Origin of the sequence: Epilithonimonas bovis DSM 19482 (assembly GCF_900108115.1) — a bacterium.
GTDB lineage: Bacteria > Bacteroidota > Bacteroidia > Flavobacteriales > Weeksellaceae > Epilithonimonas > Epilithonimonas bovis.
The window spans coordinates 1-14,781 of record NZ_FTPU01000003.1; the positions used below are offsets into that span (position 1 = coordinate 1).

Genomic DNA, 14,781 nt, shown 5'->3' on the forward strand with positions numbered 1-14,781 from the left:
TTGATAATCAAAGCATTGTTTTCACGGATAAAAGCACATCATACGTTGATATTTCAGATTTTGTTGAACTTCATATCACCGAAAAATCTGATAAAGAAACTACCAACGAAACCTTAAAATGGGTTCACATCACCATCAGCAATGCTAAAAGAAATCTATTGGGAAATTATCATAAAATCAAAAGAAAATATCTTCAATTGTATCTCAACGAATTTATTTACAAACTAAATCGAAGATATTTCGGAGACAAACTATTCGAAAGGCTCATTATTGCTAATATTACAGCAGTATGATTAAAAACGGATATACATATTTTTTTTTGTTATCTAAAAAAAATACGTGGTGTTCTAAAAATAGTCATTTTAAAATTTAAAAAAGGAAAAGCTGCCTTTGCCAATGCAAAGACAGCTTCGTGATATAATGTATAATTTATATTAATAAACTCTTAGTCCAGATCTAGATCCACCGGAAGCTACTACTGACTGAATTCTGCTTTTTTGACCAGCCGAGAACATAAACATTGCGGCATCATTTACATAGTCCATGTAATTCATAAACATAACAGATCTAGAAGTTCCGCTACAAGTATTATACAACGGATATGTTGGTGTTCCATAGTTTGCACCAGTCTGAGTAGGTGTATCAGCAACCAAGTCATTACCGCAAGTCGCATCACCCCAGATGTGTCTTAGGTTTAGATAATGACCAACCTCGTGCGTCGCCGTTCTACCAAGGTTGTAAGGCGATGTAGCGCCTGTTTTTCCAAAATAGGGTGCAGCAATTACAACACCGTCATTCCATAATCCTGCGGATTCTGGGAATGTAGCATAGCCAAGGACTCCGCCCATATTTCCAACTACCCAAAGATTGAAGTAGCTGCTTGGAGTTGTGGCGTCAATACCACCCGTGGATGCTTTTTTCATAGCATCATTCGTTCCCCATTTTGTCTTTGTTGTAGATTTTCTAACCGTTTTAATCAGGTGAAATCTGACTTTTGTATCACCTGCTTTTACACCTGAAAATTCTGTTGGAATTTTTGATGCGTCAGTGTTTGTTCCAGCGAAATCAGCGTTGAGAATGGCAATTTGCTCAGCGATTCTTGCATCTGAAATGTTTTCTGCACTGGTTTTATAAATGACGTTTACGACAACTGGAATATCAACACTACCATCAGCTAAAACCTTTCCCGCAAAAGATTGTACAGCAGATTCTATATTAGCATAACGTTGTCTTGCTGATGCATCACTTTTTAAAAGCTCAGCACGAATTTCTTCCGAAGGACAACTTCTTCTGGATGCTGTGGACGTGGTTGGGTTCTCAGAAGTTATGCTTTCTGTTTCATTAGTGTTGTTACATGCTGTAAGAACAGCAGCAGAGATCAAGTAAAAGAATGTTTTCTTCATAGGATTATATTTATAATTGTACTCAAAAGTATAAATTATTATCAATTAAACAAATAAAATAGTAATGAATATTTAAGTATAGTTGTATTATGTTAAGAATGAGTTATTTTAAAACAATGTATAAAAATTGGTTAAGTCAAACAAAAACTGCGTTTTACAATTTGTAAAACGCAGTATGTAAAGAGTTTTTAATATGAAGAAAAATTTAAATTTTTATTCCACCGGTCTGAAAACCAAACCTGTTTCCTCAAAATAATCTAGGGTAATTCTGTCGCCATCATTGATATTGCCGGCAAGGATTTCTTTGGAAAGTTTATTGAGGACTTCCTGCTGAATCACTCTTTTCAACGGTCTTGCTCCGAAAACTGGATCGTAACCTTTGTTGGTGAGATAATCCAAAGCATCTTGTGTTGCAGTCATAATGATATTGCGTTTTGCTAACATATCATTAAAGCCTCTCAGCTGATATTGAACGATTTTTGCGATTTCTTTTTTTCTTAAAGGCTGGAATAAAACTATTTCATCAATTCTGTTGAGGAATTCCGGACGAAGTGTTTGTTTTAATAAATCAAAAACCTGAATTTTGGTTTTATCAACAATTTCATCTTGGTTTTCTTCTGTGATATTTTCAAAATTCTCCTGAATGATATGCGAACCTAAATTCGAAGTCATAATGATAATCGAGTTTTTGAAATTCACAACTCTACCTTTGTTATCCGTTAATCGTCCGTCATCCAAAACCTGCAACAACGTGTTGAAAACATCAGGATGCGCTTTTTCGATTTCGTCTAAAAGTACCACAGAATAAGGTCTTCTTCGAACTGCTTCAGTTAATTGTCCACCTTCATCATAACCTACATATCCCGGAGGAGCACCAACTAATCTCGAAACACTATGACGCTCCTGATATTCACTCATATCAATTCTCGTCATATTGTTTTCATCATCAAATAAAAACTCAGCCAAGGCTTTTGCCAGCTCGGTTTTTCCGACTCCGGTTGTTCCTAAAAATAAGAACGAACCAATTGGTTTTTTATCGTCGCTTAATCCTGCTCTGTTTCTTCGGATTGCATTTGCCACGGCTTCAATGGCTTCTTCCTGGCCGACCACTCTCTTGTGGAGCTCGTCCTCCAGATGTAATAATTTTTCTCTTTCGGATTGTAAAAGTTTGGTGACAGGTATACCTGTCCATTTTGCGATGACTTCGGCGATGTTTTCAGAAGTTACTTCTTCCTTAATCAGCTCATTTTGGTCATTCTGCATTTCCAGTTCCAGTTTCTGCAGTTGATCTTCTTTTTCACGGAGTTTCCCATATTGGATTTCTGCAACTTTGGCATAATCTCCGGTTCTGGAAGCACGTTCAGCTTCTAATTTCAGAGCTTCAATCTCTTTCTTAACCTGTGTAAGATCTTCAGATTTTTGTTTTTCTTTCAGCCATTTTGCATTGATTTCATTTCTCTGTTCAGAAATTTTAGCAATATCTTCCTTCAAATGGTCAATTTTCGCCTGATTTCCTTCTCTTGAAATGGCCGCCAATTCAATTTCCAACTGCATCAATCGTCTGTCGAGAACATCCAGCTCTTCTGGTTTTGAATTGATTTCCATTCTCAGTTTAGCCGAAGCTTCATCAATCAAATCAATCGCTTTATCCGGTAGAAATCGGTCTGAAATATATCGTTGAGACATTTCCACTGCCGCAATAATCGCTTCGTCTTTGATTCTTACTTTGTGATGCGCTTCATATTTATCTTTGATACCACGAAGGATCGAAATTGCAGATTCGGTATCCGGTTCTTCCACCATTACCTTTTGGAAACGTCTTTCCAGCGCTTTATCTTTTTCAAAATATTTTTGATATTCGCTGAGTGTGGTTGCACCAATGGCACGCAATTCACCTCTTGCCAAAGCAGGTTTTAGGATATTAGCAGCATCCATGGCGCCTTCTCCGCCTCCGGCTCCCACCAAAGTATGGATTTCATCAATGAAAAGGATAATCTGTCCGTCTGATTTGATAACCTCATTCACAACAGATTTCAAACGCTCTTCAAACTCACCTTTATATTTTGCACCGGCAATTAAAGCACCCATATCTAAGGAGTACAAAGTTTTATCCTGCAAGTTTTCAGGAACGTCACCATTGATAATTCTGTGTGCAATTCCTTCTGCAATCGCAGTTTTACCAACTCCGGGTTCACCAATCAGAATCGGATTGTTTTTGGTTCTTCTTGAAAGAATTTGTAAAACTCTTCTGATTTCTTCATCACGACCGATTACAGGGTCAAGTTTCCCTTCTGCAGCGAGTTCGTTGAAATTTTTAGCATATTTATTTAAAGACTGATACGTTTCTTCTGAACTTGCAGAAGTCGCTTTCGAACCTTTTCTCAATTCTTTGATTCCGCCTTCCAAAAGGTTTTTCGTAACGCCCATATCTTTTAGCATTTTTGAAGCTTCTGAATTGGTTTCTAAAAGTGAAAGCCATAAATGTTCAATCGTTACGAATTCATCGCCCATTTTTTTGGCGATGTTGACCGCATCAAGCAAAACTTTGTTTGCTGATTGGGAAAGGTAGATGTTTCCACCTTCAACTTTTGGTAGTCTTTCCAGATTTTCGCGGTTGCGTTCTCTCAAAAGATTGGCATCCACTTCAGATTTTTTGAGTAGAAAAGGAGAAATATTTTCGTCTACCTGAAAGATGCCTTCCAGCAGATGTTGAGGTTCGATTTGTTGGTTGCCAAATTCCAGTGCTACCTGTTGGGCCGCCTGAATGGCTTCCTGTGATTTTACAGTGTATTGGTTTAGATTCATATTATTTTTATTAATGTTATTATTTAGTATTGCAGCAAATTTTATGCAATTTCTATCCTTAGAAATTATTTTTTTTGAAAACCTAAGAGATTAAAAGTTTTTCATTTTAATCTCTTAAGGCTTCTGTCAATTATTTATTCTTCAACAGCTTCTCAAAAAGTATTCATTTTAGTTTTTATGTTGAAATTAGGAAAAAATGTCTGGTTATCATATTGTTTGCTGTAGTTTTGAGTGACTTTCTGTCGTGTTTTTAGTGACCGATTCGATTTTTAAATTTAATAAATTTTGATCATAAAAGTTTCTTATAATCTTAGCAAACTTTTGACAAAGATAAAATAAATAAGTGAACCTTTCTGGAAATCTAATCTTGTAAGCGTAGCTGTTTTTCGTTAAATTGTAAATAATCTTTATATTTGAAAAAACCAAAATTATGTATTCGCAAATAGATATAGACACGCACTTTGATGGGCGGTTACAGCTGATCCATCTTAACCAGCCCGAGAGCTACAACAGTCTCACGCAAATTATGTTACACGAATTGCGCACTGCAATCCATAAGTGTAGCGAAGATGCCAATGTCAGATGTGTCGCCATTACAGGGAAAGGAAAAGCTTTTTGCGCAGGCCAAAACCTGAAAGAAGCGTTGGCTTTTGGGGACGGCGACAGGTCTATCCAGAGATTTGTGATAGAATATTATAATCCGCTTGTACAGGAGATTGTAAACTGCAGAAAACCTGTGATAGCAGTGGTTAATGGCCCTGCTGTGGGTGCTGGTGCGATGCTGGCTTCGATTTGTGATTTTACTTTAGCGACAGAAAGTTCTTATTTTTCTTTTGCTTTCGCTAATATTGGTTTGATTCCTGATACGGCAGGAACGTATTATTTACCGAAATTAGTAGGAAGACAGTTGGCGAGTTATTTATCTTTCACAGGGAAAAAAGTTCCAGCGACAGAAGCTAAAAAAATTGGCTTGATTGCTGATGTTTTTTCTGACGCAGAGTTTGTGGAGAAGTCTATGGAAGTTTTGACACAATTGTCTCATGCTGCAACAAAAGCATTGTCTTTCACCAAAAAAGCCTTTAACAAATCCTACGATGCAACACTGAAGGAACAGCTGGATTATGAATCCATTATTCAACAAGATGCAGCAGAAACCGAAGATTTCAAAGAAGGCGTTGCTGCCTTTATCGAAAAACGGCTGCCAAAATATAGAGGTAAATAAATGACAGCAAGAGAAACAGCAGATTATATCTTTTCCAAAGACCAATTTTCGCAATGGTTAGGAATAGAATTATTAGATATCAAAGACAATTACTGCCTTATAAAAATGCCTATAAAATCTGAAATGATTAATGGTTTGGGAACTGTTCATGGCGGCGTTACATTCGCTTTTGCAGATTCGGCACTGGCTTTTTCCTCCAATAACAACGGCGATGCTGCGGTGGCGCTCAATTGTTTTATCAGTTTTTCAAAAGCGGTAAGAGAAGGGGATATTCTGGTTGCGGAAAGCGTGCTTCTTACCGATACCAGAAAAACGGCGGTATACGATATCATCATTACAAATCAGGATGATGAGGTGGTTGCAGGTTTCCGCGGGACAGTTTATAAAATAGGCAAGAAGGTTACTGAGTTATAATTTTTGGGCAGCTTATCCGCGCTCCGTTCCCGCTATTTTTTTGCATGGCTTATCCATCACAAAAAAATGAGCTCCACTCAGCTCGGGCTGCAAGCAATTCTACGCATAAATATCAAAAACTTCAGAATTTATTTTGAAGTTTTGATTTATTTTATAACTTTGTATTTCAAAGTTCTTTTTATGGAATCAAAAAATTATCAGGATGAGTTAGCGCATATCCGTCAGATGATGGAGCGCAGCTCAAGATTTATTTCATTAAGCGGATTGTCCGGCGTTATTGCAGGAATTGTCGCTTTGTTGGGTTCTGTTTATGTCTATTTCATTTTCCAGAGGGAAGGCATCAATTATTTTGATGGACAAAGAAATATTTACACACCATCTTTAGCCAAAGAATTATTTTTTGTAGCTATTATGGTCTTGATTTTGGCGATCTCCAGTGGATACATTTTCACAGCACGGAAAAGCAAAAAACAAAACCTCAGAGTTTGGGATGCTACTACCAAGAGGCTTCTGATCAACTTTGCGATTCCGTTGGTTGCTGGTGGTTTTTTCTGTCTGGCACTTTGGTATCACCATTATTTTCCTTTAATTGCGCCTTCAATGCTCATTTTTTATGGATTAGCTCTGATTAATGCTGAGAGATACACTTTGTCCGATGTCAAATACCTGGGGATTTGTGAAGTCATTCTTGGTATAATTGCCTTGTTCTGGCTTGGTTGGGGATTAATTTTTTGGGCGATAGGTTTTGGTTTTCTGCATATTTTTTATGGTACTATGATGTATAGGAAGTATGATTAAACGATAATTGTCAAATCATCTATTTCAAAATTCATTATAAATATATTCATTGAAAATTATCATAGGAAAAAAGATAAAATTAATAAAATAACAACAGATCAGCTGACAACTAATGCTAAACATCAATCAACTCAACAAAGAATTTGAAAGCCGTGTAAGACTGGGCATTATGTCCGTTCTTATGGTAAACGACTGGGTTGATTTTACCGAAATGAAAAACCTGTTGAAAGCAACTGATGGTAATCTTGCAAGCCACAGCTCAGCTCTTGAAAAGGCTGAATATATAGAGGTGAAGAAAGAATTTGTTGGTAAAAAACCGAAAACCTCTTACCGTGTCACTCAAAAAGGACGAAGTGCTTTCACCGAACACATTAATAATCTCGAAAAACTACTGGGTAAATAATCTCAATTTTTTTTGGAAAATAACTTTGTAATTCAAAGAACTTTTAAATTTATATTATGATGACAACTAAAAAAAGAATTCTATTGTACACCGTTCCTCTGGTGTTTTTATCAATCCCTTTTGTCGCTGGATTTTTCACAAAAGAAGTTAATTGGTCTGTAACTGATTTTATAATCGCTGGTGTGTTATTATTTACGACCGCATTTACAGTGGATTTTATTTTGTCAAAAGTAAAAAATGAGAGGTCGGCAGTTTCTCTACATTTCATTAATCCTTATAGCACTTTTCCTGATTTGGGCAGAACTGGCCGTTGGCATTTTCGGAAGTCCATTCGCAGGTAATTAAAAATTTTCACTTTCAACTTTGAAATTCAAAGTAAACTTATGACCCGGAAATCATTCATCAAAAAATCGTTTTTAGCAACCGCTGGTATATCGTTGCTGTACAGTTGGAAAATAGAACCCTTTATGCTGGAATTTGTCCACCAGGATTTACCCATCAAAAATTTGCCTTCCCGGCTTCATAACAAAATTCTTATGCAGATTTCGGATTTGCACGTGGGCAATCGTTTTGATTGGCATTACCTGATTGATTCTTTCAAAAAAGCAAAAACCTACCAACCGGATTTTGTAGTTTACACAGGCGACTTTGTCTGTTGGGAAGATAATCCGGAACAATTTGAACAGTTGAAAATCGTCATGAAGGAAGCTGTTCTCGGGACTTTAGGAACTGTTGCCATCCTCGGAAATCACGATTATGGCGCAGAGTGGAGGGATGAGTTTGTAGCCAACGAGGTTTCTAAAATTCTCAGCAATTCTAATATTGAGGTTCTGAGGGACTCAAAAGCAGAGATCAACGGGCTCCATATCTATGGATTCGAAGAATTGTGGGGAACCAATTTCCATCCAGAAAAATTGACTAAGATTGTTAATCCAAGCGAAGCCAATCTGGTGCTTTGCCATAATCCTGACGTTTGCGATTTGGATGTCTGGAATGGTTATAAAGGCTGGATCTTGTCTGGGCATACACATGGCGGGCAATGCAAACCGCCATTCCTGCCACCACTCATTCTGCCGGTAAAAAACAGAAAATATACCTCAGGCCTTTTTGACTTAGAAGACGGACGCATGCTTTACATCAACAGAGCTTTGGGCCATTCTTACCAGGTACGCTTCAATTGCAGGCCGGAGATCACCATTTTTACACTTAAATCTATCTAAAAATTATGAAAAAACAACACCTTATCTTCATCACCTTATTAGCGGTTATTATTCTTTTTTACAGAGAATATATTGCACTGAACCTTGGGATTTTGGGAATCCTTCTCAGTATTTTAACGTTTACACAAACAGAACCAAGACTTAGGACGAGGAAGTTTATGGCACTTTTTGTAACTTCTGTATTTTCATCATTGGCATTTGCATGGTTTGGAGATGCTATTTCTTTCGTCGCTGTCTTTGTTTCTGTATTTTTATTGAGGTTCACCGGGACTTATCCTCGCCTAAAACCATTGTTCTACATTGAGATTTTGTTTTTTAATCTCTTTACATTTTTCGGCAGAGTATTCGATATAGAACAGTGGTACGCAAAATCGAGCGAACGGAGTTTTACCAAGAAGCTAATTACTTTTATCCTGATTCCGGGATTGTTTGTTATTATTTTCTTTTTCATCTACGCATTCGGGAGCGATCATTTTGCAAGTCTTTTCAGGGATTCTGAGTGGGATTTTCAGCCATTAACATTCATAGTTGTTGCAATGATTGGATTTTATTTAGGTTTTATTTTCTGGAATTTCGGTGTAGAAAAATTCATTTTTAAACAAAATAATTGGCTTAATGATAATTTTGTAGATTCGGAAAAACCTGAAAAACCAACATTTTCTTTTCTGGATATCAATTCTGAAAGAACAAGTGGTGTTATCACATTTTTTGCGCTGAATATATTGTTGTTGATTTTTATAATCACGTATAATTATGAACAGTTTTTTGAGGTCAAAAGCCTGCCGAGAGATTTAAGCGCAGAGACGCATGAACGCGTCAATGCGGTTATCATGTCTATTGTGATGGCAATTTTGGTTATATTATTTTACTTTAAAAAAGGATTTAATTTTGATAAGAAATCACAAATTCTTAAAATCTCAGCCAAATTATGGATCATTCTGAATGCTGTTTTGGTAATGTCGGCATCGCTGAAAAACTCAGAGTATATCGTCAATTTTGGGTTTACGTATAAACGTCTGGGTGTCTGCGGTTTTCTGGCTATGGCCCTCATTGGTTTGATTTTCACCTTTGTCAAAATTCAGAAGAAAAAGACCAATGCTTTTCTTTTTAACAGGATGTTTTGGGCTTGTTATGGCTTGATTTTGGTTTGCAGTTACGTCAATTGGGGCGGGATAATTACATCAGCCAATATTAAGAGACAGGACTTTTCTGTGAATTACCATTTAGAAAATGTTAATTACAATGAAGCAATTTTGCTCGATTATGCTAACAAAACGGCCAATCCAAAACTGAAAACTCAACTCACGGAAAGAATCAGATTTTATCAGAATGAAACTTTTCTTTCAAAAATTTTATTTTATGAATTCGTGACGATTGAGAAACATAAACAACAATAATGATTGGCGGTTGCAAATGATTTAAAAGAAAAATATCTCCATATGAAACAATTAATATCAATTCAAATTCTAAATGATAATAGACAATGAAAACACTGAACTTCACAAAATTACCAAAAACTAGTATTAAATATTTAGCATTGATACCTCTATTGATGGTCGCCTGTAAAAAAGAACCGGCGGTAACAGAACAGAAAGTAGATACCATTAGTACAGTAGAAAAACCTGTGGACACAATCTCTACAATTCTGAAAACCGAGAAAGAATCCAATCAGAATATTATAAGCGTGGATGCGTCGAAGTTGCCTATCCGCCTTAACTTGGAAATCAAAAATCCTGATGATCAGATTATACTGAAACTGCAACATCTCAATCAACCCAAGATTCATGCTTATCTCAAAACGGAAAAGCCAATGAATGTCCGTTTTAATCAGATCAGGATGCCTGATAATACATTTGATGGCCCATTTTCGCAAACCCTGGATTATGATACTAAGCAGGAAGGTGAGTACTGGTTGATTCTTGCAAAAAGCAATATGGCGTCAGGCAATCCTACCGGAAAATTCTTTTTGAAAGTTGAATAAAAAATTGAGAATTTCTATTAACTCCTACGATCTCATAAACATTCCCATAAAAAAAGCTGTTTCACAATTTGTAAAACAGCTTTTTTTATGTAATTGTCTTAATAATTCGTTACTTTTTTTGGACCCTTCCCGATTTTCGGTCATCGGCTCTACCAATGGTATAACCTGTAGCGCCTCCCGCTATACCACCTATGACAGCTCCTAATCCTGGGTTTTTCTTGGAAATAATTGCACCGGCTGCCGCACCACCTACTGTACCAATTACAGTCCCTTTAGCTGCGCTGCTCCAGCCTTTTTTCTTTGTGGCAGTAGTTCCTGAAGTGCCTGACGAAGCGGCAGATGAAGATGATGAATTATTAGAAGCAACGCTACCTGAAGAAGAATTTTTTGAAGTTGATTTTCTTTTGCTGACGCTGCGGTTAACTTCTTCCTTGCGTGCCTGTTCTTTGTCTTCTGCCACTTTATTAAGGCTGTCTTTTTGACGTTCGAAGTTGATTTTCTCTTTTTCTATTGCTAATTTTTGCTTTTCCAGATCAATCTGCCTGCTTTGGTAATCCAGCTTTTGCTGCTCAAGCGATGCTGTCTGCATCTTTTCGTCATCTTTTTTACAAGAAGATAACGTGATGATAGATAGTGTTGCTAGTAAAAATAATCCTTTCATAACTTTTAATTTTTCACAAAAATGTGAGTTCTAAATAAAGACATTCCAATTTTGATTCCAAATTGAAAAAATGCCTGTTAAAATTTGTTAAGTAGGATTCGCTGTTTAATATTTAGGGCAAATAAAAAGCCGGAAGAGTAACCTTCCGACTTCTATCTAATCATCCTTTTAAGATTTCAATATTATTTATTGGGCTGCGGTGTATACCTAAGATAAGGTTTTACCACTTTTACGCCTTTTGTAAATTTTTTCTCAGCATCTTCCTGTGATACAGCCGGCGGAATAATGACTTCATCACCATCTTTCCAGTCAACCGGGGTTGCGATACCGTAGCCGTCAACCAATTGCAGAGAATCCAAAACACGAAGGATCTCTGTAAAATTTCTGCCGGTGGAAGCCGGATAAGTAATAATCAATCTTACTTTTTTGTTCGGATCAATAATTAATAAAGACCTTACTGTTAACGATGCACTGGCGTTGGGATGAATAAAATCATAAAGTTCAGACACTTTTCTGTCCTGATCTGCAATAATTGGGAATTCAACTTCCGTATTTTGAGTTTCATTAATATCAGAGATCCAGCCCTTGTGGTTATCAACACCATCTACGCTCAGGGCGAGGACTTTGGTATTCCTCTTATCAAATTCGGGTTTCAGAGAAGCGGTTTTTCCTAATTCGGTGGTACAGACAGGTGTATAATCTGCAGGGTGCGAAAACAAAATTCCCCAGGAATCCCCGAGATAATCATATAAATTAATTGTTCCTAAACTGCTGTCAGCTGTAAAATCCGGAGCAGTGTCACCTAGTTTAATAGACATATTGTAAATATTTTTTGATTAACGGATAACAAATGTAGTAAATAAAAGAAATAATTCATACTAAGTTAGTATAAATTATTATTAATTAAAAAAAAACCGCTCTGTTCAGAACGGTTTAGTCTTATTTAAGATATATTATTTCAGCGTTGTTACGTTGCTGTCATTGATGTTATATTTTTTAATCACATCCTCATATGACATTTTGCGGAGATCCGTAGCGTTTGCATTTTTATTACCATAAATAGTAGGAACTAATACAACTCTAAAAGTTTGATTGTTCATATACCTACTTTTAATATCTGAGGTTGCGGCGCTTAGATTAAAACTTGAATCTAAATTAATCTGTACATTATTTGTAACAAAATTATAATTATATTCCAAACTACCATTATCAACATAATAAGTTTTAGGTAACGATTGCCAGTATGGTGCATTATTATTGTCATAATCTCTTCTATATACAAGAATAATATCCTGACTCAGCATCCCACTAAAATCATGAGGATAATAATAAGTAAAATCGTTAACCTTCGTGAAGTTAAAAGTTAAGTCAAATACAGCTGGATATTCTACATTAACATTGTTATTATTTGAATCATTGTCATCACTGTTATCACAGCTAATTATAAACAAGCTGGAAATCAACAGAATTAGTAAAGGCCAAAATTTTTTCATAAGTTTTATTATTTACGTTGTTATTTTTAGTTACAAATTACAGACCACAAAAATAGCATTTATCACAGGAATTAATATCTTTATGGAAACTTTCTAAAAATATAGATTCCCAAATAATGAAAAGGTTAAGTGTTCTGGCTCTCATTCTTGTTTCAAAATTGTATAACGCACAATATCAGCCTAGAAATATTTCTGATTCCGAAATCAAAACAGCCAATGATTGGGTTAATAATACTTACAATTCACTTTCTCAGGATGAGAAATTAGGCCAGCTTTTCATCGTAGCGCTTTATACCAACAAAGATGAAGCTCATATCAATCAAGTCAGAACGATTGTAACTCAGGATAAAATTGGTGGATTAATCCTGATGCAGGATGATGCGGCAAGAGAAATCAGCCTCGTTAACGAGTTTCAGTCCAAATCAAAAGTCCCGCTTATGATTGGGATGGATGCAGAATGGGGAGTTTTCCAAAGGATTGCCAAAGCGCACAAATATCCCTGGGCGATTGCTTTGGGAGCCATTCAGGACAAGAATCTCATCTACGAGATGGCTGCTAAAATTGCTGCAGATTGCAAAAGAATGGGAATTAACTGGGATTTTGCGCCGGTTGTGGACGTGAATACCAATCCCAATAATCCGATTATTGGGAACCGGAGTTTTGGTTCTGATGTGGGTAATGTTGTGAATTCAGCTGTAGCATATGCTAATGGTTTGCAAGATAACCGGATTCTTGCAGCCATCAAACATTTCCCTGGCCACGGCGATACGGATAAAGATTCTCATCTGGATTTGCCGGTTGTTTCCCATAATATTGACCGATTGGAAAGAACAGAGATAGCGCCTTTCAAAGCATTGATGAATAAAGGCATTGGCGGCGTGATGGTAGCGCATCTTTATGTCCCAAGCCTGGAAAATCAAAAAGGGATTCCGGCTTCTGTTTCTTCAAAAATAGTTACAGGACTTCTGAAAGAAAAATTAGGTTACAAAGGTTTGATTATAACTGATGCCCTTAATATGGGAGCTGTAGCCAACAAATTTAAAGCCGGGGAACTGGATGCAATGGCTTTCAAAGCGGGAAATGACATTATGCTTTTCTCTCAGGATGTCGCGACAGGTAAAAAGCTGATTCAGAAAGCCATTGACAATGGAGAGATCCCACAAAGCAGGGTAGAGGAGAGTGTTAAAAAAATCCTGTTAACCAAATATTATCTTGGGCTTGATCATTACAATAATATAAATCCCGAAAACATTAATAATGATCTCAATAATGCATCACATTCAGTTCTGGTTCAGAAAATGTATGCTAATGCACTGACTTTGCTGAAAGATGATAGAAAGTTGCTGCCGTTGGATTGTAAAGGCACTTATTATTACGTCCCTCTGGAAGAAGCGCCTTATGAAACGTTCTTCAACCAACTGAATACTAAGACGGCTGTCATCGTAAAAAAAGCTTCTGAAATTAATACAATACCTGCCAATTCTAAAGTAATTGTCGGTTTTCATAAAGATAATTCCACAGCATATAAACCTTACAAAATCTCTGAAGCCAGCAAAAAAGTTTTATCAGATCTAAGTAAAAATCAAAATGTCATTCTGGATGTTTTTGGAAGTCCGTATGCTCTGAAAGATATTGATATTTCCAAAGTTTCCACAGTTTTAGTTTCTTACGAAAATAATGATGATGCCATGAAAGCTTCAGCAAAAGGCATCTTGGGACAAACAAAAATCTGGGGAAGGCTTCCTGTTTTGGTTAATGATAACCTGCGATACGGGATGGGAATAGATGTTGATATACAAAATCCAACCAATGCATCTGATAGAAAAAATAATTCGGAAACGAAAAATTCTAAAATTGTAATTGAGTAAATTTATCACCACAAAAGTCACAACAGTTTTTTTCATTATTAAGTTATAAAATGGAATAAAGCTAAAGCATAAATGATGATAACACAATCCTATTTGACTGATTTAACCTACAAAATAAATGGTGGATTGTTGGAAAGTGTTTATTCTGAAGCTTTGAAACAGGAGTTAGCTTTGAGAAATATCAATTTCAAAGCTGAATTTAAAATTGATATTTTTTATAAAAGTAAAATGTTAAATTGTGATTTCCGATGCGATTTTTTAATTGAAGAAATAATTGTATTAGAAATAAAATCTGTCAAAAATTTTGATGAAATCCACAAAGCACAATTGTTAAATTATATGGGATTATTAAAGGTTCCGAAAGGAATACTTATTAATTTTAATGTGAAAAATATTGTTCACGAAGGACAACAAACGTTTGTAAATAAATACTACGAACAATTGATGTAGGTGAATACCTTATTTTTACTTTAGAACGAAATCATATTATTAAATATATCTTTTATGACTTTT

15 protein-coding genes are annotated in these 14,781 nt (G+C 36.0%); 10 read left to right on the plus strand and 5 right to left on the minus strand.

All coding sequences use genetic code 11. From position 1 onward, the window contains the following. The coding region (locus tag B0B05_RS01635; RefSeq protein ID WP_143745927.1) for a transposase at positions 1-293 on the plus strand (293 nt) is incomplete at its 5' end. Between the two features lie 141 nt (positions 294-434). On the opposite strand, the gene B0B05_RS01640 is transcribed toward B0B05_RS01635, so the two are convergent. Then, positions 435-1,403 carry a zinc metalloprotease gene (locus B0B05_RS01640; protein WP_076781770.1) on the minus strand — a complete coding sequence of 323 codons (969 nt, stop codon included), beginning with the start codon at positions 1,401-1,403 and terminating at the stop codon, positions 435-437. Between the two features lie 213 nt (positions 1,404-1,616). Beyond that, the gene (clpB, locus tag B0B05_RS01645) at positions 1,617-4,208 is read right to left on the minus strand and encodes an ATP-dependent chaperone ClpB (RefSeq protein ID WP_076781771.1); all 2,592 of its coding nucleotides are present in this window, start codon (positions 4,206-4,208) and stop codon (positions 1,617-1,619) included. A gap of 430 nt (positions 4,209-4,638) precedes the next feature. Here clpB and B0B05_RS01650 point away from each other — a divergent pair, with 430 nt between their 5' ends. The 7 genes from B0B05_RS01650 to B0B05_RS01685 all read left to right on the plus strand — a co-directional run bounded on the left by B0B05_RS01650 (position 4,639) and on the right by B0B05_RS01685 (position 10,246). Further along, positions 4,639-5,430 carry an enoyl-CoA hydratase/isomerase family protein gene (locus B0B05_RS01650; protein WP_076781772.1) on the plus strand — a complete coding sequence of 264 codons (792 nt, stop codon included), beginning with the start codon at positions 4,639-4,641 and terminating at the stop codon, positions 5,428-5,430. After that, the gene (locus B0B05_RS01655) at positions 5,431-5,844 is read left to right on the plus strand and encodes a hotdog fold thioesterase (protein ID WP_076781773.1); all 414 of its coding nucleotides are present in this window, start codon (positions 5,431-5,433) and stop codon (positions 5,842-5,844) included. Positions 5,845-6,024: 180 nt separating this feature from the next. Then, the gene (locus B0B05_RS01660) at positions 6,025-6,642 is read left to right on the plus strand and encodes a hypothetical protein (protein WP_076781899.1); all 618 of its coding nucleotides are present in this window, start codon (positions 6,025-6,027) and stop codon (positions 6,640-6,642) included. 112 nt (positions 6,643-6,754) lie between these two features. Then, on the plus strand, positions 6,755-7,045 hold the full coding sequence (locus tag B0B05_RS01665; RefSeq protein ID WP_076781774.1) for a winged helix-turn-helix domain-containing protein: 291 nt from the start codon (positions 6,755-6,757) through the stop codon (positions 7,043-7,045). A 383-nt stretch (positions 7,046-7,428) separates the two neighbouring features. Then, on the plus strand, positions 7,429-8,265 hold the full coding sequence (locus B0B05_RS01675; RefSeq protein ID WP_076781775.1) for a metallophosphoesterase: 837 nt from the start codon (positions 7,429-7,431) through the stop codon (positions 8,263-8,265). A 5-nt stretch (positions 8,266-8,270) separates the two neighbouring features. Beyond that, positions 8,271-9,662, plus strand: coding sequence for a DUF4153 domain-containing protein (locus B0B05_RS01680; RefSeq protein ID WP_076781776.1), 1,392 nt, complete (start codon positions 8,271-8,273; stop codon positions 9,660-9,662). 86 nt (positions 9,663-9,748) lie between these two features. After that, complete coding sequence (locus tag B0B05_RS01685; protein WP_076781777.1) at positions 9,749-10,246, plus strand: hypothetical protein; 498 nt, start codon at positions 9,749-9,751, stop codon at positions 10,244-10,246. A 109-nt stretch (positions 10,247-10,355) separates the two neighbouring features. On the opposite strand, the gene B0B05_RS01690 is transcribed toward B0B05_RS01685, so the two are convergent. The 3 genes from B0B05_RS01690 to B0B05_RS01700 form a co-directional block, all read right to left on the minus strand. After that, positions 10,356-10,907 carry a YMGG-like glycine zipper-containing protein gene (locus B0B05_RS01690; protein ID WP_076781778.1) on the minus strand — a complete coding sequence of 184 codons (552 nt, stop codon included), beginning with the start codon at positions 10,905-10,907 and terminating at the stop codon, positions 10,356-10,358. Between the two features lie 182 nt (positions 10,908-11,089). Beyond that, the gene (locus tag B0B05_RS01695) at positions 11,090-11,725 is read right to left on the minus strand and encodes a peroxiredoxin (RefSeq protein ID WP_076781779.1); all 636 of its coding nucleotides are present in this window, start codon (positions 11,723-11,725) and stop codon (positions 11,090-11,092) included. A 135-nt stretch (positions 11,726-11,860) separates the two neighbouring features. Further along, entirely contained in the window at positions 11,861-12,400 is a 540-nt protein-coding gene (locus B0B05_RS01700; RefSeq protein WP_076781780.1) for a hypothetical protein, read from the minus strand. 116 nt (positions 12,401-12,516) lie between these two features. Between B0B05_RS01700 and B0B05_RS01705 the strand changes: the two genes are divergently transcribed. Next, complete coding sequence (locus B0B05_RS01705) at positions 12,517-14,268, plus strand: glycoside hydrolase family 3 protein (protein WP_076781781.1); 1,752 nt, start codon at positions 12,517-12,519, stop codon at positions 14,266-14,268. A 72-nt stretch (positions 14,269-14,340) separates the two neighbouring features. Continuing rightward, the gene (locus B0B05_RS01710; RefSeq protein WP_076781782.1) at positions 14,341-14,718 is read left to right on the plus strand and encodes a GxxExxY protein; all 378 of its coding nucleotides are present in this window, start codon (positions 14,341-14,343) and stop codon (positions 14,716-14,718) included. The last annotated feature ends 63 nt before the right edge of the window (positions 14,719-14,781 follow it).